General features: G+C 74.3%; 27 protein-coding genes. 13 read left to right on the forward strand and 14 right to left on the reverse strand.

Annotation, left to right across the window (positions count from 1 at the left end; all coding sequences use genetic code 11):
- Positions 1-60: 60 nt before the first annotated feature.
- Genes K329_RS0121620 through K329_RS0121635 form a run of 4 tightly spaced genes read left to right on the forward strand, consistent with a single transcriptional unit; the run spans position 61 to position 3,695 of the window.
- Positions 61-687 carry a putative antibiotic biosynthesis monooxygenase gene (locus K329_RS0121620; protein WP_052337210.1) on the forward strand — a complete coding sequence of 209 codons (627 nt, stop codon included), beginning with the start codon at positions 61-63 and terminating at the stop codon, positions 685-687.
- A gap of 5 nt (positions 688-692) precedes the next feature.
- Positions 693-1,589 carry a phosphoribosylaminoimidazolesuccinocarboxamide synthase gene (locus K329_RS0121625; protein ID WP_425411491.1) on the forward strand — a complete coding sequence of 299 codons (897 nt, stop codon included), beginning with the start codon at positions 693-695 and terminating at the stop codon, positions 1,587-1,589.
- A gap of 57 nt (positions 1,590-1,646) precedes the next feature.
- Positions 1,647-2,075: an SRPBCC family protein gene (locus tag K329_RS0121630; RefSeq protein WP_028474665.1), complete on the forward strand. Its 429-nt coding sequence runs from the start codon at positions 1,647-1,649 to the stop codon at positions 2,073-2,075.
- Positions 2,076-2,135: 60 nt separating this feature from the next.
- Entirely contained in the window at positions 2,136-3,695 is a 1,560-nt protein-coding gene (locus tag K329_RS0121635) for a long-chain-fatty-acid--CoA ligase (protein WP_028474666.1), read from the forward strand.
- A gap of 72 nt (positions 3,696-3,767) precedes the next feature.
- On the opposite strand, the gene K329_RS0121640 is transcribed toward K329_RS0121635, so the two are convergent.
- Both K329_RS0121640 and K329_RS0121645 read right to left on the reverse strand, forming a co-directional pair.
- Positions 3,768-4,274 carry a YflT domain-containing protein gene (locus K329_RS0121640; protein ID WP_028474667.1) on the reverse strand — a complete coding sequence of 169 codons (507 nt, stop codon included), beginning with the start codon at positions 4,272-4,274 and terminating at the stop codon, positions 3,768-3,770.
- 16 nt (positions 4,275-4,290) lie between these two features.
- Positions 4,291-6,225 carry an acyltransferase family protein gene (locus K329_RS0121645; RefSeq protein WP_052337211.1) on the reverse strand — a complete coding sequence of 645 codons (1,935 nt, stop codon included), beginning with the start codon at positions 6,223-6,225 and terminating at the stop codon, positions 4,291-4,293.
- A gap of 174 nt (positions 6,226-6,399) precedes the next feature.
- Between K329_RS0121645 and purS the strand changes: the two genes are divergently transcribed.
- The 3 genes from purS to K329_RS0121660 all read left to right on the forward strand — a co-directional run bounded on the left by purS (position 6,400) and on the right by K329_RS0121660 (position 7,969).
- Positions 6,400-6,651, forward strand: coding sequence for a phosphoribosylformylglycinamidine synthase subunit PurS (gene purS / locus K329_RS0121650; protein WP_028474669.1), 252 nt, complete (start codon positions 6,400-6,402; stop codon positions 6,649-6,651).
- Positions 6,648-7,334, forward strand: a complete 687-nt coding sequence (gene purQ / locus K329_RS0121655; RefSeq protein WP_028474670.1) for a phosphoribosylformylglycinamidine synthase subunit PurQ — start codon at positions 6,648-6,650, stop codon at positions 7,332-7,334. The genes purS and purQ overlap by 4 nt, the downstream gene beginning before the upstream one ends.
- 188 nt (positions 7,335-7,522) lie before the next feature.
- Positions 7,523-7,969: a DUF3817 domain-containing protein gene (locus tag K329_RS0121660; protein WP_028474671.1), complete on the forward strand. Its 447-nt coding sequence runs from the start codon at positions 7,523-7,525 to the stop codon at positions 7,967-7,969.
- 303 nt (positions 7,970-8,272) lie between these two features.
- On the opposite strand, the gene K329_RS0121665 is transcribed toward K329_RS0121660, so the two are convergent.
- Genes K329_RS0121665 through K329_RS0121675 form a run of 3 tightly spaced genes read right to left on the reverse strand, consistent with a single transcriptional unit; the run spans position 8,273 to position 10,891 of the window.
- A complete protein-coding gene (locus K329_RS0121665; protein ID WP_028474672.1) occupies positions 8,273-8,971 on the reverse strand; it encodes a 3-oxoacid CoA-transferase subunit B in 699 nt (232 codons plus the stop codon).
- Complete coding sequence (locus tag K329_RS28710) at positions 8,968-9,684, reverse strand: 3-oxoacid CoA-transferase subunit A (RefSeq protein WP_052337213.1); 717 nt, start codon at positions 9,682-9,684, stop codon at positions 8,968-8,970. The genes K329_RS0121665 and K329_RS28710 overlap by 4 nt, the downstream gene beginning before the upstream one ends.
- Before the next feature lies 1 nt (position 9,685).
- Positions 9,686-10,891, reverse strand: a complete 1,206-nt coding sequence (locus K329_RS0121675; protein ID WP_028474673.1) for a thiolase family protein — start codon at positions 10,889-10,891, stop codon at positions 9,686-9,688.
- 321 nt (positions 10,892-11,212) lie between these two features.
- On the opposite strand from K329_RS0121675, the gene K329_RS0121680 reads away from it, so the two are divergent.
- Positions 11,213-12,481 (forward strand): MFS transporter, encoded by a 1,269-nt coding sequence (locus K329_RS0121680; protein WP_028474674.1) that lies wholly within the window; start codon positions 11,213-11,215, stop codon positions 12,479-12,481.
- 24 nt (positions 12,482-12,505) lie between these two features.
- Here K329_RS0121680 and K329_RS0121685 read toward each other — a convergent pair whose 3' ends face one another.
- Positions 12,506-13,462, reverse strand: coding sequence for a helix-turn-helix transcriptional regulator (locus tag K329_RS0121685; RefSeq protein WP_043644376.1), 957 nt, complete (start codon positions 13,460-13,462; stop codon positions 12,506-12,508).
- Between the two features lie 62 nt (positions 13,463-13,524).
- Here K329_RS0121685 and K329_RS31135 point away from each other — a divergent pair, with 62 nt between their 5' ends.
- Both K329_RS31135 and K329_RS0121690 read left to right on the forward strand, forming a co-directional pair.
- Complete coding sequence (locus K329_RS31135; RefSeq protein ID WP_157571868.1) at positions 13,525-13,686, forward strand: hypothetical protein; 162 nt, start codon at positions 13,525-13,527, stop codon at positions 13,684-13,686.
- Positions 13,665-14,102 carry a VOC family protein gene (locus tag K329_RS0121690; protein ID WP_028474676.1) on the forward strand — a complete coding sequence of 146 codons (438 nt, stop codon included), beginning with the start codon at positions 13,665-13,667 and terminating at the stop codon, positions 14,100-14,102. Before K329_RS31135 ends, K329_RS0121690 begins: the two co-directional genes overlap by 22 nt.
- Before the next feature lie 16 nt (positions 14,103-14,118).
- On the opposite strand, the gene K329_RS0121695 is transcribed toward K329_RS0121690, so the two are convergent.
- The 4 genes from K329_RS0121695 to K329_RS0121710 are packed head-to-tail and all read right to left on the reverse strand — an operon-like array spanning position 14,119 to position 19,035.
- Positions 14,119-14,889, reverse strand: coding sequence for an IclR family transcriptional regulator domain-containing protein (locus K329_RS0121695; protein ID WP_028474677.1), 771 nt, complete (start codon positions 14,887-14,889; stop codon positions 14,119-14,121).
- A gap of 19 nt (positions 14,890-14,908) precedes the next feature.
- Entirely contained in the window at positions 14,909-16,768 is a 1,860-nt protein-coding gene (locus tag K329_RS0121700) for a sugar phosphate isomerase/epimerase and 4-hydroxyphenylpyruvate domain-containing protein (protein ID WP_028474678.1), read from the reverse strand.
- Positions 16,769-16,774: 6 nt separating this feature from the next.
- Complete coding sequence (locus tag K329_RS0121705; protein ID WP_052337214.1) at positions 16,775-17,680, reverse strand: shikimate dehydrogenase; 906 nt, start codon at positions 17,678-17,680, stop codon at positions 16,775-16,777.
- A complete protein-coding gene (locus tag K329_RS0121710) occupies positions 17,677-19,035 on the reverse strand; it encodes an MFS transporter (protein WP_028474680.1) in 1,359 nt (452 codons plus the stop codon). The genes K329_RS0121705 and K329_RS0121710 overlap by 4 nt, the downstream gene beginning before the upstream one ends.
- A 122-nt stretch (positions 19,036-19,157) precedes the next feature.
- Between K329_RS0121710 and K329_RS0121715 the strand changes: the two genes are divergently transcribed.
- Positions 19,158-20,177, forward strand: a complete 1,020-nt coding sequence (locus tag K329_RS0121715; protein ID WP_028474681.1) for a LacI family DNA-binding transcriptional regulator — start codon at positions 19,158-19,160, stop codon at positions 20,175-20,177.
- Positions 20,178-20,272: 95 nt separating this feature from the next.
- On the opposite strand, the gene pcaDC is transcribed toward K329_RS0121715, so the two are convergent.
- From pcaDC to pcaH, 4 genes are read right to left on the reverse strand one after another with little or no spacing between them, the layout of a single operon-like run.
- Positions 20,273-21,457: a bifunctional 3-oxoadipate enol-lactonase/4-carboxymuconolactone decarboxylase PcaDC gene (gene pcaDC / locus K329_RS0121720; protein ID WP_028474682.1), complete on the reverse strand. Its 1,185-nt coding sequence runs from the start codon at positions 21,455-21,457 to the stop codon at positions 20,273-20,275.
- Positions 21,454-22,704, reverse strand: coding sequence for a lyase family protein (locus tag K329_RS0121725; protein ID WP_028474683.1), 1,251 nt, complete (start codon positions 22,702-22,704; stop codon positions 21,454-21,456). The genes pcaDC and K329_RS0121725 overlap by 4 nt, the downstream gene beginning before the upstream one ends.
- A gap of 4 nt (positions 22,705-22,708) precedes the next feature.
- The gene (gene pcaG / locus K329_RS0121730) at positions 22,709-23,323 is read right to left on the reverse strand and encodes a protocatechuate 3,4-dioxygenase subunit alpha (RefSeq protein ID WP_028474684.1); all 615 of its coding nucleotides are present in this window, start codon (positions 23,321-23,323) and stop codon (positions 22,709-22,711) included.
- On the reverse strand, positions 23,323-24,099 hold the full coding sequence (pcaH, locus tag K329_RS0121735) for a protocatechuate 3,4-dioxygenase subunit beta (RefSeq protein ID WP_028474685.1): 777 nt from the start codon (positions 24,097-24,099) through the stop codon (positions 23,323-23,325). The genes pcaG and pcaH overlap by 1 nt, the downstream gene beginning before the upstream one ends.
- A gap of 108 nt (positions 24,100-24,207) precedes the next feature.
- On the opposite strand from pcaH, the gene K329_RS0121740 reads away from it, so the two are divergent.
- Together K329_RS0121740 and K329_RS0121745 are read left to right on the forward strand one after the other, a co-directional pair.
- On the forward strand, positions 24,208-24,966 hold the full coding sequence (locus tag K329_RS0121740) for an IclR family transcriptional regulator (RefSeq protein ID WP_028474686.1): 759 nt from the start codon (positions 24,208-24,210) through the stop codon (positions 24,964-24,966).
- Between the two features lie 69 nt (positions 24,967-25,035).
- Positions 25,036-26,226: a 4-hydroxybenzoate 3-monooxygenase gene (locus tag K329_RS0121745; protein WP_211225929.1), complete on the forward strand. Its 1,191-nt coding sequence runs from the start codon at positions 25,036-25,038 to the stop codon at positions 26,224-26,226.
- Positions 26,227-26,257 lie beyond the last annotated feature (31 nt).

The following is a 26,257-nucleotide window of genomic DNA, read 5'->3' on the forward strand; positions in this document are numbered from 1 at the left end:
GGGGGAGGTCACCCCCGCGCGGTGTGGGCCCCGTCCGGGGCGGCGGCGGAGCATGGCCGCATGAGCGACACCGCCGGGCCGGCCGCCGACGCGCCCGCCCCCTCCGAGCCGGTGACGGTCGCGATCACCCGGCACGCGGACCTCGTGCACACGGCCGAGATGATGGCGTGGATCCGGGCGGGCACGACACTCGCCGAGCACTTCCCGGGCTTCCTCGGCCACGGGTTCGTGCGCTCGGGCCCCGACGACGACGCGTGGCACATGCTCTACCGGTTCGCCGACGCCGAGGCGCTCGCGGGCTGGGAGGCCTCCTCGGAGCGGCGCTGGTGGCTGGGGGCCGCGCAGGGTCTGGTGGGGGACGTGCGCGTGCTGCGGATGACCGGTATCGAGGGCTGGTTCGACCCGCCCGCCAGCCACGACGTCGAGCACCTCGGGCTCGTGCTGCCGACGACCCCGCCGCCGCGGTGGAAGCAGGCCGTCACGATCTTCCTCGTCTTCCTGCCGCTGAGCCTGCTGCTCGGCGGGCTCGCCGCGACGTTCCTGACCGACCTCTGGTGGCCGCTCCGCACGCTCGCGACGACGATGGTCGCGACCCCGCTGATGGTGTTCCTCGGGCTGCCGTGGATCACGCGGAAGATGGACTGGTGGCTGCACGGCCGACCGGCCCCGTGGCGCCGACTAGGGTGATCGCCGTGATCTCGAACATCCCGCCGGCGCCCGCGATCGACGGGACGACCCACCTGCACTCGGGCAAGGTGCGCGACCTCTACCGCATCGACGCCGGCGAGCACGCCGGCCGCCTGCTGATGGTGGCGAGCGACCGGATCTCGGCCTACGACTTCGTGCTCGCCTCGACGATCCCCGACAAGGGCGAGATCCTCACCCGGATGTCGCTGTGGTGGTTCGAGCAGCTGTCGTCGCTCGTGCCCCACCACGTGGTGTCCACCGACGTGCCCGCCGAGGTCGCCGGCCGCGCCGTGGTCTGCGAGAGCCTCGAGATGTTCCCCGTCGAGTGCGTGGCCCGCGGCTACCTCACCGGCTCGGGCCTCGTCGACTACCGCGCGAGCGGCGAGGTCTGCGGCATCCCGCTCGCCCCCGGGCTGGAGGACGGCTCGCGCCTGCCCGCGCCGATCTTCACCCCCGCGACGAAGGCCGAGCTCGGCGACCACGACGAGAACGTCTCGTACGACGCCGTGGTCGCGACCGTGGGCGACGAGGACGCCGCCGCGCTGCGCGACCTCACGCTCCGCGTCTACGCCCGCGCGGAGGAGCTCGCCCGCGAGCGGGGCATCCTGCTGGCGGACACCAAGCTGGAGTTCGGCCGCCGGGCCGGCGGGTCGACGATCGTGCTCGCCGACGAGGTGCTCACCCCGGACTCCTCGCGCTACTGGCCCGCCGACGCCTGGCGGCCCGGGCGCACGCAGCCGTCGTACGACAAGCAGATCGTGCGCAACTGGCTCACGTCAGAGGCCTCGGGCTGGGACCGGAGCTCGGGCGAGGAGCCCCCGGCGCTGCCCGCCGAGGTCGTCGAGGAGACCCGCACGAAGTACGTCGAGGCCTACGAGCGCCTCACCGGCGAGCGGTTCTGAGCGTCCTCGACGGCCGGGCCCAGGGCGGGCTCAGGGCGTGCCGGGCAGGATGAGCGCATGAGCGTCGAGGTCGAGTTCGCAGCACCGCCGTCCGTCGTCCACGCCTACCTGGCCGACCCGGCGAACCGTCCCGCCTGGCAGTCGAGCCTCAAGCGGGTCGACGACGTCGTGGAACGCGGCGGGCGCCCCGGCGGCCTCGGCTCCACGTGGACCGACGTCACGAAGCCCGGGGTGAAGCCGCGCATGGAGGTCACCGTCGACGAGCCCCCGGCCCGCTGGGCCGAGCGCGGCACGTGGGGCCCGATCTCCGCCACGCTCCGGCTCGACCTCGAGGCCCACGGCGCCGGCACGCGCGTGCGGGTCGCCGTCGACATGGACTTCCCGGTCTGGATGCTGCCGTTGCGGCTGACGCTGCCGCGTCTCGCGCCGTACGCGGTGCGTGCCGACCTGCGCCACGCGTCGAAGATCCTGGGCGCGGGCCGCTAGCGGGACCCCCGCGGGGATCGACCGGTGACGCGGCTCACTACCTCCCAGTAGGTTGAGTCCATGACGAACCTCTCATCGTTCCTCGAGGGCTCCGCGGAGCGCTACCCGACCCGTGACGCGATCGTCCTCGGAGACACGCGCCTGAACTACGCCCAGGTGAACGGCGCGGCCAACCAGGTCGCGAACCTGCTGGTCGAGAGCGGCATCGGGCCCGGCGACAAGGTCGCGCTGACCTGCCCGAACCTGCCGTACTTCTCGATCGTCTACTACGGCATCCTCAAGGCCGGGGCGACCGTCGTGCCGCTCAACGTGCTGCTGAAGAGCCGCGAGATCGCCTACCACCTGGCCGACTCCGAGGCGAAGGCCTACTTCTGCTTCCAGGGCACCCCCGAGCTGCCGATGGCGGCCGAGGGCCACCAGGGCTTCGAGCAGACCGACGGCTGCGAGACCTTCTTCGTGATCACGGCCGACCCGGCCGCGGAGTCGCCCATCGAGGGCACCACGACGCTGGGCCAGGGGCTGGCCGGCAAGGCGCCGACGTTCGAGAGCCACGCGGCCGACGACGACGACACCGCCGTCATCCTCTACACCTCGGGCACGACGGGCCAGCCGAAGGGTGCCGAGCTGCGCCACTCCAACATGATCTCGAACGCCCTGGTCAGCGACCGGCTCTTCGGCGCGAACGCCGAGAACCCGGACACCTACCTCTGCGTCCTGCCGCTGTTCCACTCGTTCGGCCAGACCGTCATCCAGAACGGCGCCTTCGCCTTCGGCGGCACCGTCGTGATGCTGCCGCGCTTCGAGGCGGGTCCGGCGCTCGGGCTCATGCTCAAGGAGGGCGTCACCTTCTTCGGCGGCGTGCCGACGATGTACTGGGGCCTGCTCGGCGCGCTCGACGACTCGGTCGACGTCGCCACCATCGCGAAGAACCTGCGGGCCTCGGTGGCCGGCGGCTCGGCGCTCCCGGTCGAGGTGCACAAGTCGTTCAAGGAGCGCTTCGGCGTGACGATCCTGGAGGGCTACGGCCTCTCCGAGACGTCGCCGGTGGCGTCGTTCTCCGTGTACGGCGAGGAGCCCCGCGTCGGCTCGATCGGCGTGCCCATCCCCGAGGTCGAGATGAAGCTGATCGACGGCGACTGGAACGAGGTGGACCGCTCGGAGAACCCTGACGCCGTCGGCGAGATCGCCATCAAGGGCCCGAACGTGATGAAGGGCTACTTCAACCGCCCCGACGCCACCGCCGACGCGATCCGCGACGGCTGGTTCCGCTCCGGCGACCTGGCCCGCAAGGACGAGGACGGCTTCTACTACATCGTCGACCGCGCCAAGGACATGATCATCCGCGGCGGCTTCAACGTGTACCCCCGCGAGATCGAGGAGGTGCTGCTGAGCCACCCGGACGTCTCCCTGGCCGCGGTGATCGGCGTGCCGAACGAGTCGCACGGCGAGGAGATCAAGGCGTACGTCATCCTCGAGAAGGGTGCGTCCGTGACGTCGGAGGAGCTCGTCGCCTGGGGCAAGGAGCAGTTCGCGGCGTACAAGTACCCGCGCGTGGTCGAGATCGTCCCGACCCTGCCGATGACGGCCACCGGCAAGATCCTCAAGCGCGAGCTCGGCTGAGCCTGCGCGGCCGCCGCCACGTCGTACGACGCCCGTCCCGCCCCGAGGGGGTGGGGCGGGCGTCGTCGTGCGTCAGGCGAAGGGGTTCGGCGTCGCGCCCGGCAGCTCGGCGAGCAGCTGGCGGGCCCGGTCGGCGTGCTTGTGCTCGACGAGCACCTCGTAGCGGGTGGCGACGACGCTGCTCACGGAGCTGAAGTCGCGGCGGCCGCCGGTCGCGGCGTACCCGAGCACCGCCCACACGACGCTGAACGCGACGGCCAGCAGCACCGTCGACAGCAGCATCGGCAGGATCTCGTTGTCGACGAAGAACGTGAAGATGAGGCCGACGAAGAGGCCGAGCCAGACGCCCGAGACGGCGCCGGCGGCGGCGACCTTGGGGTAGGTGAGGCGGCCGGTGATGCGCTCGACCTGCTTGAGGTCGGTGCCGACGATCATGCAGTTCTGGACCGGGAACTCGCGGTCGGAGAGGAAGTCGACGGTGCGCTGCGCGGCGGCGTACTCGTCGTACGTCGCCAGCGACTGCGGGAACTCGAGCGCCAGGAGGCGCGAGGCGGCGGGGGGAACGCGGGATGAGGACATGCCCCCAGTGTGCCGGTCAGGGCAGCGCGCGCAGCGTGTCGGCGACGAGGCGGGCGAAGACGACGCCGCCCTCGTCGCCGGGATGGATGCCGTCGGAGGCGAAGTCCGGGACGTACGCCGAGGCGCGGTCCCAGCGGGCGAGGCCGACGGCGGGGTGGGCCTCGGCGTAGGCGAGCAGGTCGCGGTTCACGCCGCCCATCCAGTCGCGGTCGCCGTGGGCGGTCACGAGCACGAGGCGGGTGTCGGGTCCGGCGGCGTCGACGAGCCGGTCGAGCGTCGCCGGGTCGAAGGCGCCGTTCGTGCCGAGGGCGACCACGAGGTAGGGCCGCAGGCTGCCCTCCGCGCGGAAGCCGTCGACGAGCGCCGGGGCCTCGTCCATCTGGCGGCCCACCTCGGCGCTCACGGCGACGCCGGGCAGCTCGGCGAGCAGGCCCGTCGCGGAGGCCAGCGTCACGGAGTCGCCGAGCACGATCGTCCGGGCGCCGATCTCGGCCGGCCCGGCGTCGGCGAGCGGGGCGGGCGTCGGGGGTGCGTCCTGCGCGTCGGGGTCGAGCGGGGCCGGGGCGGAGCCGTCCGCGGCCGCCTGACCGGCCAGCACGAGGGACTCCACCTCCCCGCGGTCGGGAGCGGCCCGGAGGCCGGAGCCCGCGGCGACCACGAGGGTGAGCGTCGCGAGGACGAGGAGGGGGCCGCGGACGGCCGTGTCGCGCCGTACGGCGGCCCGCAGACGGCGAGCCGCACCGCGGAAGCCGTGCCGCAGCACCGGCTGCTCGACGTAGCGCCAGCTCAGCGCCGCCGCGAGCAGGGTGAGGTAGACCGTGAGGGCCCCGCGCAGGTGGGGCGACGCCGCCGGGAAGGCCGCGTCGAGCAGCACCAGCACCGGCCAGTGCCACAGGTAGATCGCGTAGCTGCGCACGCCCACCCAGACGACGACGGGCTGGGCGAGCAGCCGGCGCACGGGTCCGCCGGGGCGCACGAGGAGGCTGACGAGCAGCAGGGCGGTGGCGGCGCAGACGCCCGCGATGCCGCCGCGGTAGGTCAGCGTCAGGTCGTCGGCGAGCCGCGCCATGGCCACGACGACGACCGCGGTCGCGGCGATCGGCAGCACCCGCGACCGGGCGCACCGCTGCACGAGCGCGAGGCCGGTGTGCGACGGCGGGGTCGCGAGCAGGGGTACGGCGAGCGCGGCCGCCGCACCGAGCAGCAGGCCGAAGCCGTGGGTGTCGGTGCCGAAGTAGAGCCGGCTCGGGTCGTCGCCGGGGGTGAAGAGCCACGCCATCGCGCCGGCGCTGGCGAGCGCCCCGAGGGCGACCACGACCACGCGGGTGCGGGGACGCCGTACGACGGCGAGCAGCGCGACCAGCAGCAGCGGCCACACCAGGTAGAACTGCTCCTCCACCGCCAGCGACCAGAGGTGCTGCAGGAGGGGCGGCTGGGCCTCGTCGAAGTACGAGACGTCCGAGCCCGCCTGGTACCAGTTGCCGGTGAAGGTGAGGGCGGCGAGCAGCTGCTCCCGCAGTCGCACGGTGACGGCGTCGCCGACCACCGCGGCCAGCGCGGCGGTGGTGAGCAGCAGGGCGGCCAGGGCGGGCAGCAGCCGCTGCGCGCGTCGTACCCAGAACCGGCCGAGACGGGGACGGCCGTCTGCCCGGCGCACGTGCACCAGGCTCGCGGTGATGACGAAGCCGCTGATGACGAAGAAGACGTCGACGCCGAGGTAGCCGCCCGGGAGGGCGGCGGGCCAGGCGTGGTAGACGACGACCGCCGCGACCGCGAGCGCGCGCAGGCCGTCGACGGCCCGGACCCGGCGCGGGGGAGCGGTGCCCGGGGGCAGCGGGGCGGTGTGCGGATCCTTCGACCGGGGCGCCTCGGGACCGGGGTCCGGCAACTGCGGCGGCGCGACCTGGGGGGTCGGCCGGGAGGGCAGGAGGGCGGTGGGAGGAGGGGTCATGAAGCGTTTCGGCACCTGGTCGTCGGGGATCTGGAGACCTGACCCACCTTCGCACAGCTCGCGGGCGACGGGCCCCGACGGACGGGGGCGTGTCCGCGTCGTGGACCGTCCTAGAATGCTCCGCAGAACCCGCGGGCACCCACCCCGGGAACCCCTGAACCGAGGAGCAGCACCGTGGCCCGTGTGGTCGTCGACGTCATGCCGAAGCCCGAGATCCTGGACCCCCAGGGCAAGGCCGTCCAGGGGGCGCTGCCGCGCCTCGGCTTCACCGGTATCAGCGACGTGCGCCAGGGCAAGCGCTTCGAGCTGGAGGTGGAGGGCGACGTCACCGACGAGGTGCTCGCCGACGTCCACCGCGCCGCCGAGACGCTGCTCTCCAACCCCGTGATCGAGAACTTCACCGTGCGCGTCGAGGCCGGCGCGTGAAGGTCGGGGTCGTCACCTTCCCGGGCTCGCTCGACGACGTCGACGCCCAGCGCGCCGTCCGCATCGGCGGCAACGAGGCGGTCGCGCTGTGGCACGGCGACGCGGACCTCCAGGGGGTCGACGCGGTCGTCCTGCCGGGCGGCTTCTCGTACGGCGACTACCTGCGCTGCGGCGCCATCTCGCGCTTCTCGCCCGTGATGGGCGAGGTCGTCGCGGCGGCCGGGGCCGGCCTGCCCGTGCTCGGCATCTGCAACGGGTTCCAGATCCTCTGCGAGTCCCACCTGCTGCCCGGCGCGCTCATCCGCAACGACCACCGCAAGTTCGCCTGCCGCGACCAGCGCCTGCGCATCGAGGACACGACGACCGCGTGGACGTCGTCGTACGTCGCCGGCAGCGAGGTCACCGTGGTGCTGAAGAACGGCGAGGGCGCCTTCGTCGCCGACGAGGCCACGCTCGACCAGATCGAGGCCGAGGGCCGCGTCGTCGCGCGCTACCTCGGCGGCAACCCGAACGGCTCGCTGCGCGACATCGCCGGCGTGCGCAACGAGGCGGGCAACGTCGTGGGGCTCATGCCGCACCCCGAGCACGCCGTCGAGACCCTCACGGGCCCCGGCACCGACGGGCTGGGTTTCTTCACGAGCCTCGCCGTGTGGGCCGGCGTCGCGGAGCGCACCTTCGCCTGAGGGGTGGGCGTCGCCCGAGGGCCGGACCGGCGGTTCACGACGCTGGGAGGGCCCGGCGACGAGTGTGGCGGACGGATGCGGCTGAGGAGGCTCGGCGCCTGCGTGCGTCCGCCACGGTCGAGCGGCCGCCGCACGGTCGGCCGCCGAAGGATTCCTGACCTACGACGCTTCGTCGTAGGATGCGGGGCATGTCGCCCCGTCGCCTGTTCCGGATCGTCGCCGTCACCGAGGCCTGCACCTGGGCCCTGCTGCTGTTCGGGATGTTCCTCAAGTACGTGACCGAGACGACCGACGCCGTCGTCAGCGTCGGCGGCATGATCCACGGGGTGGCGTTCATCGCCTACGTGCTCACCACGATCGTCGTCGCGATCGACGCCCGGTGGACGCTCGGTCGCACCGTGATCGGCATCCTGGCCTCGATCCCGCCGTTCTTCACCGTCTGGTTCGACCTCGCGATGGAGAAGAAGGGCGCGCTCGCCGACACCTGGCGTCTCGCCGCCGGTCCGGGCGAGGGCGCGCTCGACAAGCCCGTCTCCTGGCTCGTGCGCAAGCCGCTCCAGGGTCTGGCCGCCGGCGTCGTCGCCGTCGCGGTGCTGACGGGCGTCGCGCTCGTCGTCGGCCCGCCCGTCGGCTGACCGCGCCCCCGCCGCACCTCGCCGCCGTACCCCGGCCGCCGGTCTCAGCCGGCGCTCAGCGCTCGCTCAGCCGACCGCGTCATGCTCGGTCGGCATGAGCGCCCCGCCCCCCGACCCAGCGCAGCCCGACGAGGGTGACGCCTCGGCGTCCGACCCTCCGTCCCGTACGGCGGGGCAGCCGCGGCGCCGACGTCGCACGGTGCTCGTGACCTCCCGGTGGGCCGCCTCGGCGGCCGTCATCGCCGCGATGTCGGTGGGCGGTGGCAGCCTCTCCGACCATGACGACGACGCCGACGGCGACGCTCAGAGCGGACGCAGCTCGACGTCCATGCGCGCCGACAGCTCGTCGACGCTCGCGCCGTACGTCTCCAGCACCGACACGACCCCCGGGTCGCCCTCGGCGGAGGAGCCCACCGCGAACACCCCGAAGTCGGTGTAGACCCGGCTCACGCAGCCCACCCCGGTGAGGGGGTAGGTGCACGCGGGCACGAGCTTCGACGAGCCGTCCTTCGCGAAGAGCGTCATCATCACGAGCACGTCCTTGGCGCCGATGGCGAGGTCCATCGCGCCGCCGACGGCCGGGATCGCGTCGGGCGCGCCGGTGTGCCAGTTGGCCAGATCGCCGGAGGCCGCCACCTGGTAGGCGCCGAGCACGCAGACGTCGAGGTGGCCGCCGCGCATCATGGCGAACGAGTCGGCGTGGTGGAAGTACGCCGCGCCCGGCAGCTCCGTGACGGGCACCTTGCCGGCGTTGGTGAGGTCGGGGTCGATGTCGTCGCCGGTGGCGGCCGGGCCCATGTTGAGCATGCCGTTCTCGGTGTGGAGCACGACGCCGGAGCCCTGCGGCAGGTGGTCGGCCACCAGGGTCGGCTGGCCGATGCCGAGGTTCACGTAGGCGCCGGCGGGGATGTCGCGCGCGATCACCGCGGCGAGCTCGTGCTTGTCGAGCGGACCGCGGTCGGTGTGCTCGGTGGTAGTGGTGGGTACGGCGAGCGCGCTCACGCGGACACCTCCTGGCTGGTGGGGCTCTCGGCGTCCGCCACGTCGGCGGGCGCGGCGGAGAGGTCGAGGATGCGGTCGACGAAGATGCCGGGCGTGACGACGGCCTCCGGGTCGAGGTCGCCGACGGCGACCACGCGGCGTACCTCGGCGATGGTCGTCGTGGCCGCGGTGGCCATGACCGGGCCGAAGTTGCGGGCCGTCTTGCGGTAGACGAGGTTGCCCATCGCGTCGCCGGCCTCGGCGCCGATGAGCGCGACGTCGCCCTTGATGGGGTACTCGAGCACGTAGGTGCGGCCGTCGATCTCGCGGGTCTCCTTGCCCTCGGCCAGCGGCGTGCCGACCCCGGTCGGGCAGAAGAAGGCGCCGATGCCGGCCCCGGCGGCGCGCATGCGCTCGGCGAGGTTGCCCTGCGGCACGACCTCGAGCTCGAGGTCGCCCGAGCGGTAGAGGCCGTCGAAGACGTAGGAGTCGGCCTGGCGCGGGAACGAGCAGACCACCTTGCGTACGCGTCCGGCGGCGAGCAGGGCGGCGAGGCCCGTGTCGCCGTTGCCCGCGTTGTTCGACACGACGGTGAGGTCGCTGGCGCCCGACGCGATGAGGGCGTCGATGAGCGTGACGGGCATGCCCGCCATGCCGAAGCCGCCGACGAGCACGGTGGCGCCGTCGGCGATGCCGGCGACGGCCTCGAGCGGGTCGCTGTGGATCGTGGTCACGTCAGCCCTCCTGGCCCGCGGCGGGGTTCTCGAGCACGACGGCGAGCGCCTGGCCCACGCCGATGCAGATGGCGGCCACGCCCCAGCGCTCGCCGCGCTCGGCCAGGACCGCGGAGAGCGTGCCGAGGATGCGGGCGCCGGAGGCGCCGAGCGGGTGGCCGATCGCGATCGCGCCGCCGCGGGTGTTGACGATCTCGGGGTCGATGCCCCAGGCGTCGACGCAGGCCAGCGACTGCACGGCGAACGCCTCGTTCAGCTCGACGGCGCCGACCTGGTCCCAGCCGATGCCGGCCTGGGCGAGCGCGCGGTTGGCGGCCTCGACCGGGGCGAAGCCGAAGGCCTGCGGCTCCAGCGCAGACGCGGCCCGACCGGCGATGCGGGCCAGGGGGTCGGTGCCGATGCGGGCGGCGGCGTCCGCCGTACCGAGCAGGACGGCCGAGGCGCCGTCGCTCAGCGGGGAGGCGTTGCCGGCGGTGATCGTGCCGTCCGGGCGGAAGGAGGGCTTGAGGCCGGCGAGGGTCTCGGGGGTGGAGCCGGGACGGATCGACTCGTCGCGCTCGAGGCCGTCGACCGGCGTGACGAGCGCGTCGTAGAAGCCGTCGTCCCAGGCCCGGGCGGCGAGGGCGTGCGAGCGGGCGGCGAAGGCGTCCTGCCGCTCGCGGGAGATGGAGAACCGCTCCTGCAGCTGCTCGTTGCACTCGCCGAGGGAGACGGTCCACTCGGCGGGCATGCGCGTGTTGACGAGCCGCCAGCCGAGGGTGGTCGAGACGGCGGTGACGTCGCCGGCCGGGAAGGGGCGGGGCGACTTCGGCAGCACCCAGGGGGCGCGGGTCATCGACTCGACGCCGCCGACGAGGGCGACGCCGTCGGTGCCGAGGTCGCCGCTGGCCAGGGCGCGGGAGGCCTGGATCGACGCGTCGAGGCTCGAGCCGCAGAGGCGGTTGATCGTGGTCGCGGGCGTCGAGACCGGGAGGCCGGCGAGCAGCCACGCCATCCGGCCGACGTTGCGGTTGTCCTCGCCGGCGCCGTTGGCGTTGCCGAAGAAGACCTCGCGGACGTCGGCGGGGTCGAGGGACGGCGTCCGCGCGAGGAGGCCGGTGATCGCGGCGGCGGCGAGGTCGTCCGGCCGGGTGCCGGCCAGCGCGCCGTTGAACTTGCCGAACGGGGTGCGGGTGGCGGCGTACAGGAAGGTGTCGAGCTGCTCCACGTGACGTCCTCTCGTGTTCGCTGTGCGAACGATCGTTCGTGATACGAACAGCGTACGTCGGGAAGAGGAGCATCGACAAGGGTCCGGGCGCCTCGGGAGTCGCCGCAGATGTGCCGACTCGGCACACCTTGGGCGTGCAGACGCGACAGCTCGGCGCTCTCGGGGCGTGCAGACGCGACAGCTCGGCACGTACGGGGCGTGCGGACGCGACAGCTCGGGACGTTTCCGGTCAGTGGAAGAACGGCTTGGCGGACGGGTGTGGTCGCTGTCACGGTGAAACGTCCGTCACCCTGCACCAGCCCCTCACGGAGGAGAAACGTCATGGCCGTCTCGGAACCGTCCACGGGGGCGCGCGCGCCCGGCGCCGCCCCGTCGGGGGCCGGCTTCTGGCCCGTCCTGCTCTGCTGGGTCGCGGTCGCGCTCGACGGGTTCGACCTCGTCGTCCTGGGTGCCGTCATCCCGACGCTGTCGGCGACGGGCGACCTCGGCTTCACCGACGGCTCGCTCACGACCGCCTCCACGCTCGGCCTCGTCGGCGTGGGCATCGGGGCGGTGATGATCGGTCCGCTCACCGACCGCTACGGGCGCCGGCTGAGCCTCATCGTCTGCATCGCGTCGTTCTCGGTGCTGACCCTCGCGATCCCGCTCGCGACCAATGTCTGGCAGTTCACCGCCCTGCGCTTCCTGGCCGGGCTCGGCCTCGGCGCCTGCCTCCCGACGGCGCTGGCCTACATGTCGGAGCACGCGAAGCCGGGCCGCGGCGGCTCGCAGGTCACGCGCATGATGACGGGCTACCACGTCGGCGCCGTGCTGACGGCGCTGCTCGCGCTGGCGCTCATCGACCCGCTCGGCTGGGAGGCGATGTTCGTCGTCGGCGGTCTCGCCGGCCTCGTCACGGTGCCGCTGCTGGTGTGGAAGCTGCCCGAGTCGGCGACGTACCTCGCCGCCCGCGAGGCGCGCGAGAAGGACCCGACGGTGCCGGTCGTGCGCAGCAGCGAGGTCGTGCGCGGGCGCTACCTGCCGGTCTCGATCGGGCTGTGGGTCGCGTCGTTCATGGGCCTGCTGCTCGTCTACGGCCTCAACACCTGGCTGCCGAAGATCATGGGCGAGGCCGGCTACTCCATCCAGGCCGGCACCGGCCTGCTGCTGATCCTCAACGTCGGCGCCGTCATCGGCCTGCTCGTGGCCGGGGTCGTGTCCGACGCGCGGGGCAACAAGCCCGTCGTGCTCGCGTGGTTCGGGCTGGCCGCCGTCTTCCTGGCCCTGCTGTCGATCCGCCTGGAGAGCTCGCTGCTCGTGTACGGCGCCGTGCTGCTCACCGGCGTCTTCGTCTTCAGCGCCCAGGTGCTCGTCTACGCGTTCGTCGGCCACCTCTACCCGCCGGAGATCCGCGGCACCGCGCTCGGCATGGCCGCCGGCGTCGGTCGCGCCGGGGCCATCGTCGGCCCGTCGCTCGGCGGGGTGCTCGTGACCGCCGGCATCGCCTACCCCTGGGGCTTCTACGCCTTCGCCGCCGCGGCCGTGATCGCCGTCGGCGCCCTGACCGTCGTACCGGCCCACCTGCGGGACGAGGCGCCGGCCACCGCCTGACCGGCCCGACCGCCCGACCGCTCGTCAGCCGGCCATCGCCCGCAGCCGCTCGGCCACGCGGGCGGCGGCGGTGCGCAGCGCGTCGGGCTCGAGCACCTCGACCGCGGCGTCGACCTCCGCGAACCGCAGCGCCAGCCACTCGAGGTCGTCGGCGCCCGCGACCACCTGGCACCAGCCGGGCTCCGGGTCGGGCTCGACCACCGCCGTGCCCGGGGTGAACAGTCCGCGGGCCTCGTCGGGCGGCAGGGCGAGGCGCACGCGGGCGTGGTGGCGGTACGGCGCCGTGGTGACGGTGCGCTGCACGTACGCCGCGGGGTCGGGGTGGGCCGGCCGGCCGGCGGTCCAGGTGGTGACCGCGAGGTCGGTGAGCCGGTCGAGGCGGAAGGTGCGCCAGTCGTCGCGGGCGGTGTCCCAGGCCAGGAGGTACCACCGCCGGCCGGTCGCGACGAGCCCGGACGGTTCGACGTCCCGCTCGGTGCGGCGGCCGTCGCCGCCCGCGTAGGCGAACCGCACGCGCACCCGGTCGCGCGTGGCCCGCGCCAGCCGCATGAGATCGCCGCCGTCGACCGTGGCGCCCGCCCCGCCGTCGAGCGTCGCGGTCGTGTCGACGATGGCGCGCACCTCCGCCCGCAGCCGCGGTGGCAGCACCTGGTCGAGCTTCGCGAGCGTGCGCAGGGTGGCGTCGGCCGCGCCGGTGACGGTGCCGCCCGCGGCGAGCAGCAGCGAGACGGTGGTGGCGATCGCCTCGTCGGCGTCGAGCAGGAGCGGGGGCAGCGCCGTACCCGCTCCGAGCTGGTAGCCGCCGCCGACGCCCTGCGAGGCGTTGACCGGGTAGCCGAGGTCGCGCAGGCGCATCACGTCGCGCCGGACGCACCGGTCGGTCACACCGAGCTCGGAGGCGAGCTCGGGGCCGGTCCAGGTGCGTCGCTCCTGCAGCAGCCCGAGCAGGCGCAGGACGCGCTCGGTGGTTCCGTCGGCCATGCCCGCGATCTTGCCACCGATAGCGGAACGGAACAGTCCTGAATGGGTGGCACGCTCGGGTCATGGAGATCGAGCAGAGGTACACCCGCTGGTCGGGGGCGCTGCCCCCGGCCGGCCCCGGGCGCTCCCCGGGCCGGGTGCGGGACGAGGAGACCACGACCGGTGCGCGCCGCGCGCCGGCCCGACGCCGGGGAGGTGCGCCGTGGCGAGCACGCTCCAAGTGACGTTCGACTGCGCCGACCCGGGCGCGCTCAGCGCGTTCTGGGCGGAGGCCGTCGGCTACGAGGTCGACGCCCCGCCGGAGGGCTTCGACAGCTGGGAGGCCGCGCTCGACGCATGGGGCGTGCCGCCGGAGCAGCGCAACGACGCGTCGGCCTGCAGCGACCCCGACGGCGTCGGGCCGCGGTTCTTCTTCCAGAGGGTGCCGGAGGGCAAGACGGCGAAGAACCGCCTGCACCTCGACGTGCGCAGCGCCCCCGGGCTGCACGGCGACGAGCGGATGGCGGCGCTGGAGGAGGAGTGCACGCGACTGGTGGGCCTGGGCGCGGCGCGCGTGCGGCGCGACGAGCCCTCGCCGCCGATGAGCCACGGCTTCATCGTGATGACCGACCCCGAGGGCAACGAGTTCTGCCTGGACTGAGGGTGGGTCGGCCCCGCTACCGCACCCGGCCGGCGGCGAGGTCGCCGCGCACGGCGGCGGTGCAGGCGAGCAGCGGGGCGAGCACGTCGCCGGGCAGGGTGCGGTCGTCGTACGCCGAGGTGGAGACGTTGACGGCCGCGACGACCGCACCGGACCCGTCGAGCACGGGCGCGGCCAGCGAGCGCAGCCCGCGCTCGAGCTCCTGGTCGACGAGCGCCCAGCCCTGCTCGCGCACGCGGACGAGCTCGGCGCGCAGGTCCGCCTCGGTCGCGAGCGCGCCGGGGGTGCGGGCGACGAGGTCCGCGTCGGCGACGTACGCCGCCAGCGCGGCCTCGTCGAGCCCGGCCAGCAGCACGCGGCCGAGCGAGGTGGCGTAGGCCGGGAAGCGCGTGCCGACCGTGATGCCGACGCTCATGATGCGGCGCGTGGCGACGCGGGCGACGTAGACGACGTCGCCGCCGTCGAGCACCGCCAGCGACGTCGACTCCCCGGTCTCGGCGGAGAGCCGCTCGAGGTGGGGCTGCGCGACCGCGGGCAGGCCCAGCGCCGAGAGGTAGGCGAACCCGAGCTCGAGGATGCGCGGCGTGAGCGCGAACTCGCGGCCGTCGGTGACGGCGTACTCCTCCGCGATGAGCGTGTGCAGCACGCGGCGGGCCGTGGCGCGGGAGAGCCCGGTACGGCGCGCGACCTCCGCGAGCGCCAGCCGGGGGTGCTCGGCGTCGAACGCCCGGATGACGGCGAGACCGCGGGCCAGGGACTGGATCGAGTCCGGCTGCGGGGCGGTCATGACCGGTGAGCCTAGGGCCTCAGGCCTGCGCCGCCAGCCGCACGTGCGTGTTGGCGGAGCCGTAGCCGTCGTACCCGCCGCGACGCTCGAGCAGCTCGACGTAGTAGCCGCCCGGCAGCACCGGCGTGTAGAGGTGGAGCAGCTCGCCGCCGCTCCCGTCGGCGCCGGCCCGGTCGTAGAGCAGGCCGTGCTCGCGCAGGTCGGCGAGCAGGTCGGGGTCGAGCCCGAAGCGCGCGTCGAGGTCGACGTAGTAGTTGTCGGGCACCGCCATCAGCGCCACGCCGGCCGCACGCAGGCGGCGGGCCTCGCGCCGTACGTCGGGCACGGCGAACGCCAGCTGCGTCACGCCGCGCCGCGACCGTCCGGCGGTGTCGGCCACGTTGAGGATCACGCGGAGGTCGCCCGTCGCCGGGCGCAGCGCCCGGCTGCGGAGGCGGCCGCGGGGGTCCATGAACTCCTCGGTGCCGGCCGGGCGGAGGTCGAAGAGGGTGCGGAAGAAGGAGACCTCCTCGTTGAGGGTCTCCTCCGGCACGGCCACGCCGACGTGGTCGAGGCCGAGCCACTCGGGGGAGGCGTCGGCGGCGTCTGCGGGGGATCCGATCTCCGGCGCGAAGTCGCGGTGCCAGTCGTCGTGGTCGCCGGGCTCGGCGGAGAGGAACACGTGGAGGCCGGACGGCGCGGAGATGCCGGGCAGCACTGCCTCGGACTCCCCGCGGGTGCGGTCGACGGCCGGCCACAGCAGGGCCCTCGCGCGGTCGGCGACGGACTCGACCGGCGGGGCCACGAGCCCGAGCGCGGTGGCCTCGCCCGCGACGCGGTCGGTGTAGGAGGCGAGCGGCGTGCTGTTGAGCACGACGTGCGCCGCCCCGTTGCGCCACCAGGTGACGGGCTTGGTGCGGTGGCGGCCGGCGAGGGTGAACCCCAGGTCGCCCAGCAGGTCGGCCACGCCGGGGTCGCCGGCGGAGGCGAGCTCGACGAACGCGGTGTCGGTACGGCGGGCGGCCGGCGCGACCGCGGTGAGGGTGGCGGTGATCCGCTCGCGGGCCGGTGGAGCCTGGTCGGTCGGCCGGCTCGCCAGCTGGTCCTCGAGGTAGAGCAGGGAGCGCATCGCGTCGCGGGCGGTGACCCGGGGGTCGGCCTCGCGGACGACGTCGCTGAAGACCTCCAGCGAGAGCGGTCCGGCGTACCCGGCCCGGAGCGTCGCGGCCACGACGCCGGTGACGTCGAGGGTGCCCTGGCCGGGGAAGCAGCGGAAGTGGCGGCTCCACTCGAGCACGTTCATGTCGAGCAGGGGGGCGTCGGCGACCTGGAGGAACCCGATCTTCTCGCCGGGGACGCCGGCGAGCGCCTCGCCGTCGTCGCCGCGGGCGAGCATGTGGAACGTGTCGACCGCGACCGTGACGGCCGGGTGGTCGGCGCGCCGCACGACCTCCCACGCCTGGCCGACCCGGTGCACGTGGCGGCCCCAGGCCAGCGCCTCGTAGGCGATGGTCACGCCGGACTCGGCGGCCAGCTCGCCGAGACGGTGCAGCTGGGCCGCGGAGAGGTCGGGGTCGTCGACCGCGTCGGCGTTCACGTTGGAGCAGCACAGCACCACGTCCGCACCCAGCTCGGCCATGACGCCGAGCTTGGTGCGGAAGCGGTGCTCCACCGCCGCGAACGCCGCGGGCGCATGGCCCTCGGCGTCGCGGAACGGCTGGAAGAGGTCGACGGTGAGCCCGAGGTCGGCGCAGCGTCGGGCGACGTCGGCGGGGGAGAGGTCGGAGGCGACGAGGTCGTTGTCGAAGATCTCGACCCCGTCGAACCCGGCTCCCGCCGCGGCGGCCAGCTTGTCGGCCAGCCGCCCGGCGAGCGAGACGGTCGCGATGCCCTTGTGCACGGTCGATCAGGCTCCCTGGGGGGTCGGGGCGGTCAGCTCGGCGAAGTGGGCGGCCATCCGGTCGGCGTCCGCCGTGCGCCCGGTGAAGTGCTCGTGGGCGTCGACGGCCTGGCCGACGGCCATGCCGCCGCCCGGCAGGACCCGGCAGCCGCGCTCCCGGGCGAGGCCGATGAGCTCGGTCTCGAGCGGGAAGTAGACGACGTCCGAGACCCAGAGCCGCGAGGTCACCACGTGCTCCGGCACGGCCATGCCGGGGTGGCCCAGCATGCCGACGGGGGTCGCGTTGACGAGGCCCTGCGCGTCGGCGACGGCCGCCTCGAGGTCGGCGGCGACGCCCACCCGCTCGTCGCCGAAGCGCTTCGCGAGGCGGACGGCGCACGCGTCGGCGCGCTCGGGGTCGGACTCGACGATCGCGACGTGCTCCGCGCCCGCGTCCAGCAGGGCGTAGCCGACCGCGACGCCGGCACCGCCGGCGCCGACGAGCACGACCCGGTCGCCCAGCGCCTCGGGCAGCGCGGTCCGCAGGGCCCGGCCGTAGCCGGACCAGTCGGTGTTGCGGCCCAGCATGCGGCCGTCGCGGAAGACGACGGTGTTGACGGCGCCCAGGTCGGCGGCGTCCTCCGAGAGGTCGTCGAGCAGCGGCACCACGGCCTGCTTGAAGGGGTGGGTGACGTTGAGCCCGGCGAAGCCGAACGCCTGCGCCCAGCGCAGGATCGCCGGCAGGTCGTCGGTCCCGAAGCCGTGCACGTCCGCGTCGATCAGCTGGTACGTCAGCCGGAGCCCGGCGGCCGCCCCCTCACGCTCCTGCATCGCGGGCGTGAGGGAGGCGCCGATGCCCTGGCCCACGAGGCCCAGCAGGTACGACGGCGCCGCGGCGTCCGCCGTACCCGCGGGCTGCTGGTGGTCGCTCACGCGACACCCGCCGGGATCTTCTTCTCGACGTCCGGGGTGCGCACGCCCAGGTCGCGGGTCGGCACCTTGTGGGTGCCGGTCGGGCCCGACAGCACCGCGATCGCGGAGATGACGCAGGCACCGGAGGCGAAGGCCGCCACGCGCCACCAGTTGTCGGCGTCGCCGGCCATGAGAGCGCCGGCGATCGTCGGCGTGAAGCCGGCGAGCGCGAAGCCGAACTGCGTGCCGATCGCCATGCCGGAGAGGCGCACGGAGGTCGGGAAGTACTCGGCGTACGTCGCGGGCCACACGGCGTTCGGCATCGAGTAGACGACACCGGCGAGGGCGACGCCGAGGGCGAAGACGAGCACGACGTTGCCGGTGGAGATCGCACCGAGGAAGGCGGTCACGAGGATCGCGCTGCCGACGACGCCGGTGAGGAAGACGGGCTTGCGGCCGATGCGGTCCGACAGCGTGGCCCAGAACGGGATCGTGCAGATGGCGACGAGGTTCGCGACGATCGCCAGCCACAGCATGGTGGTGTTGGAGATCTCGATGCCGTAGTCCTCCGACGTGGCGAAGCTGAGGGCGAAGACCTGGAACATCGTGTTGACCATCGCGATGAACGCGGCGAAGAAGACGCGCAGCACGCTGGCCCAGTGGTCGGCGAAGAGCTCGGCGAGCGGGGCGCGACCCGGCTTCTGGCCGTCGTCGTCGGCGGCGACCGAGAACTCCGGGGTCTCGTCGAGCGTGCGGCGGATGATGTAGCCGACGATCAGCAGCACGGCGCTCAGCCAGAACGGCACGCGCCAGCCCCACGAGAGCAGCTGCTCCTCGGGGAGGATCGCCGCGAGCGGCAGGAACACCGCGGGGGCGAGCACCTGGCCGCCCTGGGTGCCGCTGAGCGTGAAGCTGGTGAAGAAGCCGCGCCGGTCGTCGGGGGCGTGCTCGAAGCTCATCGCGTTGGCGCCGGCCTGCTCTCCGGCCGCCGAGAGGCCCTGCAGCAGGCGGAGGAAGACGAGCGCGGCGGGCGCCCAGAGGCCGATCTGGTCGTACGTCGGGAGGCAGCCGATGAGGAACGTCGAGACGCCCATCAGCAGCAGGGTGCCGATGAGGATGACCTTGCGGCCGATCCGGTCACCGATGTGGCCCATGAGGAACGAGCCGAAGGGGCGCGCGACGTACGCGACGCCGAAGGTGGCCAGCGCGGCGATGGTGGCGGCCTCCCCGTTGCCCTCGGGGAAGAAGATCTTCGGGAAGACGAGCGCCGCGGCGGTGCCGTAGATCGCGAGGTCGTAGTACTCCAGAGCGCTGCCGCTCCAGGCGGCGACGGCAGCCTTGCCGGGGGTCCGGCGCTGCTCGGTGGTGGCTTCCATGGGTCCTGCCCTTCTGCGACGGCGCGCGGGAGGTGCCCGGGCGCTGTGAGTTCCCGGTGACGGTAGGAGTGGGCCCGATCACATGGCAATCGTTTGCCAAAAGTTGCCGTATCGTGGCTCACATGGCCCAGGTCACGCCCCCGCCCGGTCGACCCCGGCGCTCCACCATCAACGACGTCGCCCGCGAGGCGGGCGTGGCGGCCTCGACCGTGTCGCGCGCGTTCACCAACCCGGACCGCGTCAACCAGGTCACCCGCGCCCACGTGCTCGAGGTCGCGGAGCGCCTCGGCTACGCCCCCAGCCCCACCGCGCGGGCGCTCGAGTCGGGCCGCTCCGACACCGTCGCGCTGCTCGTCCCCGACATCACGAACCCGTACTTCTCCGGCACGATCAAGGGTGCCGAGCGCGCCGCGGCCGCCGCCGGCGTGACGCTGGTGCTGGGCGACACCCAGGAGCACCCGCCCACCGAGGAGAAGCTCGTCCGACGCCTCGGACCCGCCGTCGACGGCTTCGTGCTGGCCGCCTCGCGCATGCCCGACGAGGCGCTGCGACGGGCCGCCGAGCTCAACCCCGTCGTCCTCGTCAACCGGGCCTCGCCCGGCCTGGCCTGCGTCGTCGCCGACTTCGACACCGGCACGCGCCAGATCGTCGACCATCTGGCCTCGTTCGGGCACACGTCGTTCGTGTTCGCGGGCGGACCGCCGGAGTCCTGGTCGGGCTCGCGCCGCTGGGTCGGGCTGCAGGCCGCCGCCCACGAGCGCGGGATGGACGTGCAGCGCCACGGCCCCTACGTGCCGATGCTCTCCAGCGGCGCCGCGGCCGCGGACGCCGTCCTGGGGGCCGGGGCCACCGCCGTCGTCTGCCACAACGACATGCTCGCCATCGGCGTGCTCCGGCGGCTCGGCGAGCGGGGTGTCGCCGTGCCGGGCGACGTCAGCGTGGTCGGCTTCGACGACATGTTCGGCTCCGACTTCTGCACGCCCCCGCTCACGACGCTCGCCGAGCGCACGGAGGACGCCGGCGCCCGCGCCGTCGACACCCTGCTGCTCCAGGCCCGGCAGCGTTCCGCCGAGCCCGGCGCGCTCGTGCTCCCGACCCAGCTGCGGGTGCGCGGGTCGACAGGGCCGGCGCGGGTGGGGTGAGGCGGACTGGGGGGCCGAGTCCGAGACTTGTCGGCCTCTGCATCGGGCCCCCAGTCCCGGAGTCCCCGGTCGACCGGGGACTCCTGGGGCGGCCCCTACAGCTCGATGCCCTCCTCGAGGAGGGTCTTCTGGGCGATGCGGAAGGCCGTGTTGGCGTCGGGGACGCCGCAGTAGATCGCTGTCTGGAGGAACAGCTCCTTCAGCTCGTCGACCGTGACGCCGTTGCCGAGGGCGGCGCGCACGTGCATGGCGAGCTCCTCGTGGTGGCCGCGGGCGACCAGCGCCGTGAGCGTGATGAACGAGCGGGTACGGCGGTCGAGGCCGGGCCGTGTCCAGATGCCGCCCCACGCGTACTGCGTGATGAACTCCTGGAACTCCGACGTGAAGCCCGTCGCGCCCGCGGTGGCGCGGTCGACGTGGGCGTCGCCGAGCACCTGGCGGCGCACCTCCATGCCGGAGGCGCGGCGCTGGGCCTCGGTGACGATGGGACCGGAGACGAGCGCGTCGGCGAGCAGCTCGGCGACCGCCGCGGGCGCCTCGATCGGCGCGAGGTGGGCGACGTCCGGGAGCACGACGGAGCGGCCGCGGGGCACGCCGGTGGCGACGACCTCGAGGTCCGACGGGGGCGTGGCCTCGTCGTCCGCGCCCGCGACGGTGAGCACCGGGGCGGTGACGGTGCCCAGGCGGTCGCGCACGTCGTACGCCGCCAGCGCCCGACAGGTGAAGGCGTAGCCCTGCGGGTCGGCCTCCTGGAGCGAGGTGAGGAGGGCGCCGCCGCGCTCGGGCTGGCGCTCGAGGAAGCCGGGGGCGAACCAGCGCTTCGCGGAGCCCTCGACCATCGTCGGCGTGCCGAACGCCCGCACCATGGCGGCCCGTTCGGTCCACATCTCCGGCGAGCCGATCTTCGCGCCGGTGCAGATCAGGGCGGCGGAGGAGACCCGGGCGGGGGAGTCCAGCAGCAGCTGCAGGCCGACGGCGCCGCCGACGGAGACGCCGGCGTACGCGAACGTCCCGTTCGCCTCGCCGCGGGCGGCCAGCGCCCGCTCGGCGACGGCCAGCACGCCCTGCGCGAGCTCGGCCATGGTGAAGCCGTCGGCGGGCACGGGGCTGGTGCCGTGGCCCGGCAGGTCCCAGCCGACCACGTGGAACGTCTCGGCGAGCTGCCGTGCGCAGGTCTCCCACAGCGGGGTGACGGCGGTGCCGAGGGACGGGCCGAGCAGCAGCAGCGGACCGCTGGCCGGGTCGCTGAACTCGACGCCGGAGACGACGGGGACGCTCATGGGGTGATCCTTCGGTCGACGATCGGGTCGATGACGCCGAGGTACGACGACGGGTCGTCGCTCCCGGGCGCGGTGGGGGCGGGCTCGTCGAGCAGCGCGTGCACGGCGTCGCGCTCGGCCAGCAGGCCGTCGGCGGCGCGGGCCCGGGCGACCATGCCGGCGGCGTCGACGCGCAGGCCGCGCACGAGCTCGGTGGTGTGGGCGGCGGCCACGACCGTACGGCGGGCGAGGTCGCGCAGCGTGGCCCACTCGGCGTGCCAGGCGCCGTCGGGACGCTCGTCGTTGGCGAGGCCGGCGGCGGTGTGGAGCGTGGCGGCCAGGCCCGGGTTGGTGATGACCGCTCGCCGCACGAGCACCGCCAGCACCGGGTTCTGCTTCTGCGGCATCGTCGACGAGCCACCGCGACCGGGAGCGGTCGGCTCGCCGACCTCGCGGATCTCCGGGCGGGTGAGCGTGACGACGTCGGAGGCGATGTGGCCGAACGCCGAGGTCGCGGTGGCGAGGGCGTCGCCCACGCGGGTCAGGGGGAAGCGGCTGGTGTGCCAGGGCGGGGAGGCCTGGAGGCCGAGGGCCGCGGCGACCTCGTCGGTGAGCGCGACGGTGGTGCGCACGGGATCGCGCACGCCCCGCAGGCGCGCGAGCTCGACGGTGCCGGCGAGGGTGCCCGCGGCGCCGCCGAGCTGCACCGGGAGCACGGAGTGCGCGAAGACGGCGGTCGCGCGGGCGTCGACGACGCCGGCGAGCCACCCGGCGGCCTTCGCGCCGAAGGTCGTCGGCACGGCGTGCTGGGTGAGCGTGCGGCCCACCATGAGCGTGCCGCGGTGCGCGTCGGCCAGCGCCGTGAGCGCGTCGACCTGGCTGCTGAACTCGATCTCGAGGCGGCGCAGGGCCGTGGCGCAGCAGAGCACGACGGCGGTGTCGACGACGTCCTGGCTGGTCAGCCCCCGGTGCAGCCAGCGCGCGGCCTCGGTGCGGTCGGCGGCGACGAGGCGGGTGCGCAGCACGTGGAGCAGCGGGATGACGGGGTTGCCGCCCCCCTCGGCCGCCAGTGCCAGGCCGTCGAGGTCGGCGGCGGTGACGAGCGCCTCGAGCTCGGCCGAGGTGACCGCGGCGTCGGCCGGGGCGAGCCCGTGGTCGACGAGCCCGGACGACCACGCCGCCTCGAGGGCCACCATGCCCTCCACCATCGAGCGGGCGTCGAACAACGTGCCGGCGCGCTCGTCGCCCGGCCAGAGGAGGTCGCTCACGCCCTCAGTGTCCCGGATAGGCCAGGAACACCGTCTCGGACCCTCCCTGCAGGTGGATGTCGAAACGCAGGCCGAGCACCCCGCTCGCCGCGCTCGCGGGGGTGGGGGCGTCGGTGGTGGCCACGAGCGTCGTACGGCGCGACTCCTCCACCGAGGCGAGCAGACGGTCGGCGGCGAGGGCCTCCGCGGAGGCGCCCGGGGCGTCGGCCGGCAGGTAGGCGCGGGTGAAGAGCCGGTGCAGCAGGCCGCGCGCGAAGACCGTGACCGCGAAGAACGGCGCCGCGCCGGGGTCGGTCGGGCCGGGCAGGAGGGTGGAGAAGTCGTAGTGCCCCGCCCGGGTGGTCGACGCCCGGCCGAAGCCGGTGAAGGTGAAGCCGTCGCGCCGCAGCGAGCCGTGCTCCTGCACCACCCGGCCGTCGGGCCCGGCCTGCCAGATCTCGACGAGCGCGTCGGGCACCGGGGCGCCGGCGCCGTCGTGCACGGTGCCGTGGAGCCGCACCGACCCCGGCGAGCCCTGCGGGACGAGGTCGCGGTCGCCGGGGTAGGGCAGCGCGTAGTGGAAGAACGGGCCGACGGTCTGGCCCGGCGTGGGGGCGAGGGGGGCCGAGGGAGTCGTCATCAGTGGTCGCCGTCCTCGGTGTCGGTCTCGGTGAGCGTGCGGTTGCTGCCGGTCAGCACGATGTCCCAGCGGTAGCCGGTGGCCCACTCGTGGGTGGTGACGTCGTGGTCGTACGACGCCACGAGCCGCGCCCGGGCCGCCGGGTCGACGATCGAGCGGAAGATCGGGTCGAGCGCGAAGAGCGGGTCGCCCGGGAAGTACATCTGGGTGACGACGCGCTGGGTGAACTCCGTCCCGAACATCGAGAAGTGGATGTGGGCCGGGCGCCAGGCGTTGCGGTGGTTCTTCCACGGGTAGGGCCCGGGCTTGATCGTGGTGAAGCGGTACCAGCCGTCGCCGTCGGTGAGGCAGCGCCCGACGCCGGTGAAGTTCGGGTCGACCGCCGCGGGGTGCTGGTCGCGCTTGTGCACGTAGCGCCCGCCGGCGTTCGCCTGCCAGATCTCGACCAGCTGGTGGCGCACGGGGCGGCCCTCGCCGTCGGTGACGCGACCGGTGACGACCATGCGCTCGCCGATCGGCTCGCCGGTGTGCTGGACCGTCAGGTCGGCCTCGAGCGGGTCGACGTCGGTGGGGCCGAAGCAGGGCGCCCACAGCTCGATCGTCTCGGGGTCGGCGTGGTGCAGGCTCTTGGTCGGGTGGCGCAACAGGCTGCTGCGGTACGGCGCGTAGTCGCGGCGCGGCTGGGTCTCGACCACGCCGGCCTGCTCGTAGGCGCCGGTGATCGCGGCCATCTCGGCGTCGACGTCGGCCTGGGGGGCGAGGACTGGCTCTGGCATGGGGCGACGGTAGAGCGGGAGGAGTAGCGTGGTCCCGGTCACGCTTCCGCTGGGCGGAAGGATCGGGCCGAACGCCGGATCGCGCGTGGCCGGGCCGAGGAGGAGACGATGGCGGGCAACACGGCGCAGCCGGGCACCACCGTCGCGCAGCGCGTCGTCGCCCTGCTGGGGGCGTTCGACGACCGCCACCGCAGCCTCACGCTCAGCCGGCTCGCCGAGCGCGCGGGCCTCGCCCTGCCGACCGCCCACCGCCTCGCCGGCGAGCTGGTGGCCGGCGGGCTGCTCCAGCGGCGCGACGACGGGGCGTACGTCGTGGGTCGCCGCACCTGGGACATCGGCCTGCTCGCCCCCGTGCAGACCGACCTGCGTCGTGCGGCCTCGCCGTTCCTCCAGGACATCTACGCCGCCACGCTCGCCACCGTGCACCTGGCCGTCCGCGAGGGCACCGAGGTGCTGTACGTCGAGCGCATCTCGGGTCGCGCGTCGGTGCCGATCGTGTCGACCGTCGGATCCCGCCTGCCGCTCCACTGCACCGGGGTCGGCAAGGCCCTGCTGGCCCACGCGCCGCCCGACGTGCGCGAGGCCGTGCTGAGCCGCCCGCTGCGCCGCGTCACGCCGTACACGGTCGTGCAGCCCGGCACGCTGGCCCGTCAGCTGGACCAGGCGGTGCGCGACGGCTACGCCAGCACGGTGGAGGAGATGTCGGCGGGGGCGTGCTCGGTGGGGGTGCCGATCCGGCGGGGCACGGCCGACGACGCCGAGGTCGTCGCCGCCCTCGGGATCGTGGTGCCGTCGCTCAAGCGCGACCGGTCGCGGCTCGTCGCGTCGCTCCAGGTCGCGGCCCGGGGGATCGGGAGGTCGCTGTGACCGGAACGTGCTTCCGCTCAGTGAAATCGGCGGTGGACGCCGGCCGGTGAGACCGGCGTCACTGGGCCCATGACCACCACCGTGATCCCGACCGAGGTCGCCATCGTCGGCGCCGGCCCGTCGGGCCTCCTGCTCGCCCACCTGCTCGCCGCGCGCGGCGTCGCCTCCGTCGTCGTCGAGGCGCGGTCCGAGGAGTACGTCGGGTCCCGCATCCGCGCCGGCATCCTCGAGCACTCCACCGTCGACCTGCTCCGCCGGGCCGGCCTCGGCGACCGGATCGCGGAGGTCGGCGACGAGCACCGGGGCATCTACCTGCAGTGGCCCGGCGAGCGCCACCACATCGACTTCCAGGAGCACGTCGGACGCTCGGTGTGGGTCTACGGGCAGACCGAGGTGCAGAAGGACCTGGTCGCCGCCGCGCACGCCCGCGGCCAGGAGATCCACTACGAGGCCGCCGACGTGGCCGTCCACGACGTGACGAGCGACCGGCCGGCGGTGACCTTCACGGGGGCGGACGGCACGTCGTACCGGCTCGAGGCCCGCGTGCTCGTCGGCTGCGACGGGTCGTTCGGGCCCTCGCGCGCCGCCGTGCCCGACGACGTGCGCCAGACCTGGGAGCGGGTCTACCCCTACTCGTGGCTCGGGGTGCTCGCCGACGTGGCGCCCTCGACCGACGAGCTCATCTACGCCTGGCACCCGGACGGCTTCGCGATGCACTCGATGCGCTCGGCGAGCGTCTCGCGCCTCTACCTGCAGGTGCCGAACGGCACCGACGTCGACACGTGGTCCGACGACCGCATCTGGGACGCGCTGGCCACGCGGCTCGGCCACGGCGAGAACGGCTGGAGCCTCGAGCCGGGCCCGATCACCGAGAAGTCGGTGCTGCCGATGCGGTCGTTCGTGCAGACCCCGATGCGCCACGGCAACCTCTTCCTCGCCGGCGACGCCGCCCACATCGTGCCGCCGACCGGCGCCAAGGGGCTCAACCTGGCGGTCGCCGACGTCGGGGTGCTCGCGCCGGCGCTGGCCGAGCTCGTCCGGGGCGGTGACAGCCGGCTCGCCGACGCCTACTCCGACACGGCGCTGCGCCGGGTCTGGCGCTGCACGCACTTCTCGTGGTGGATGACGACGATGCTCCACACCGCCGGCGACCCGTTCGACGCCCAGCTGCAGCTCAGCCAGCTGCGGTGGGTGGCCTCGAGCGCCGCCGGTGCGGCCGGGCTGGCGGAGAACTACGCCGGGCTCGACATCGGGTCCTGAGGGGCGACGACCTCGTCGGGTCGGGGTCTCG

It is taken from the genome of Nocardioides alkalitolerans DSM 16699 (assembly GCF_000426525.1).
Taxonomy (GTDB): domain Bacteria; phylum Actinomycetota; class Actinomycetes; order Propionibacteriales; family Nocardioidaceae; genus Nocardioides; species Nocardioides alkalitolerans.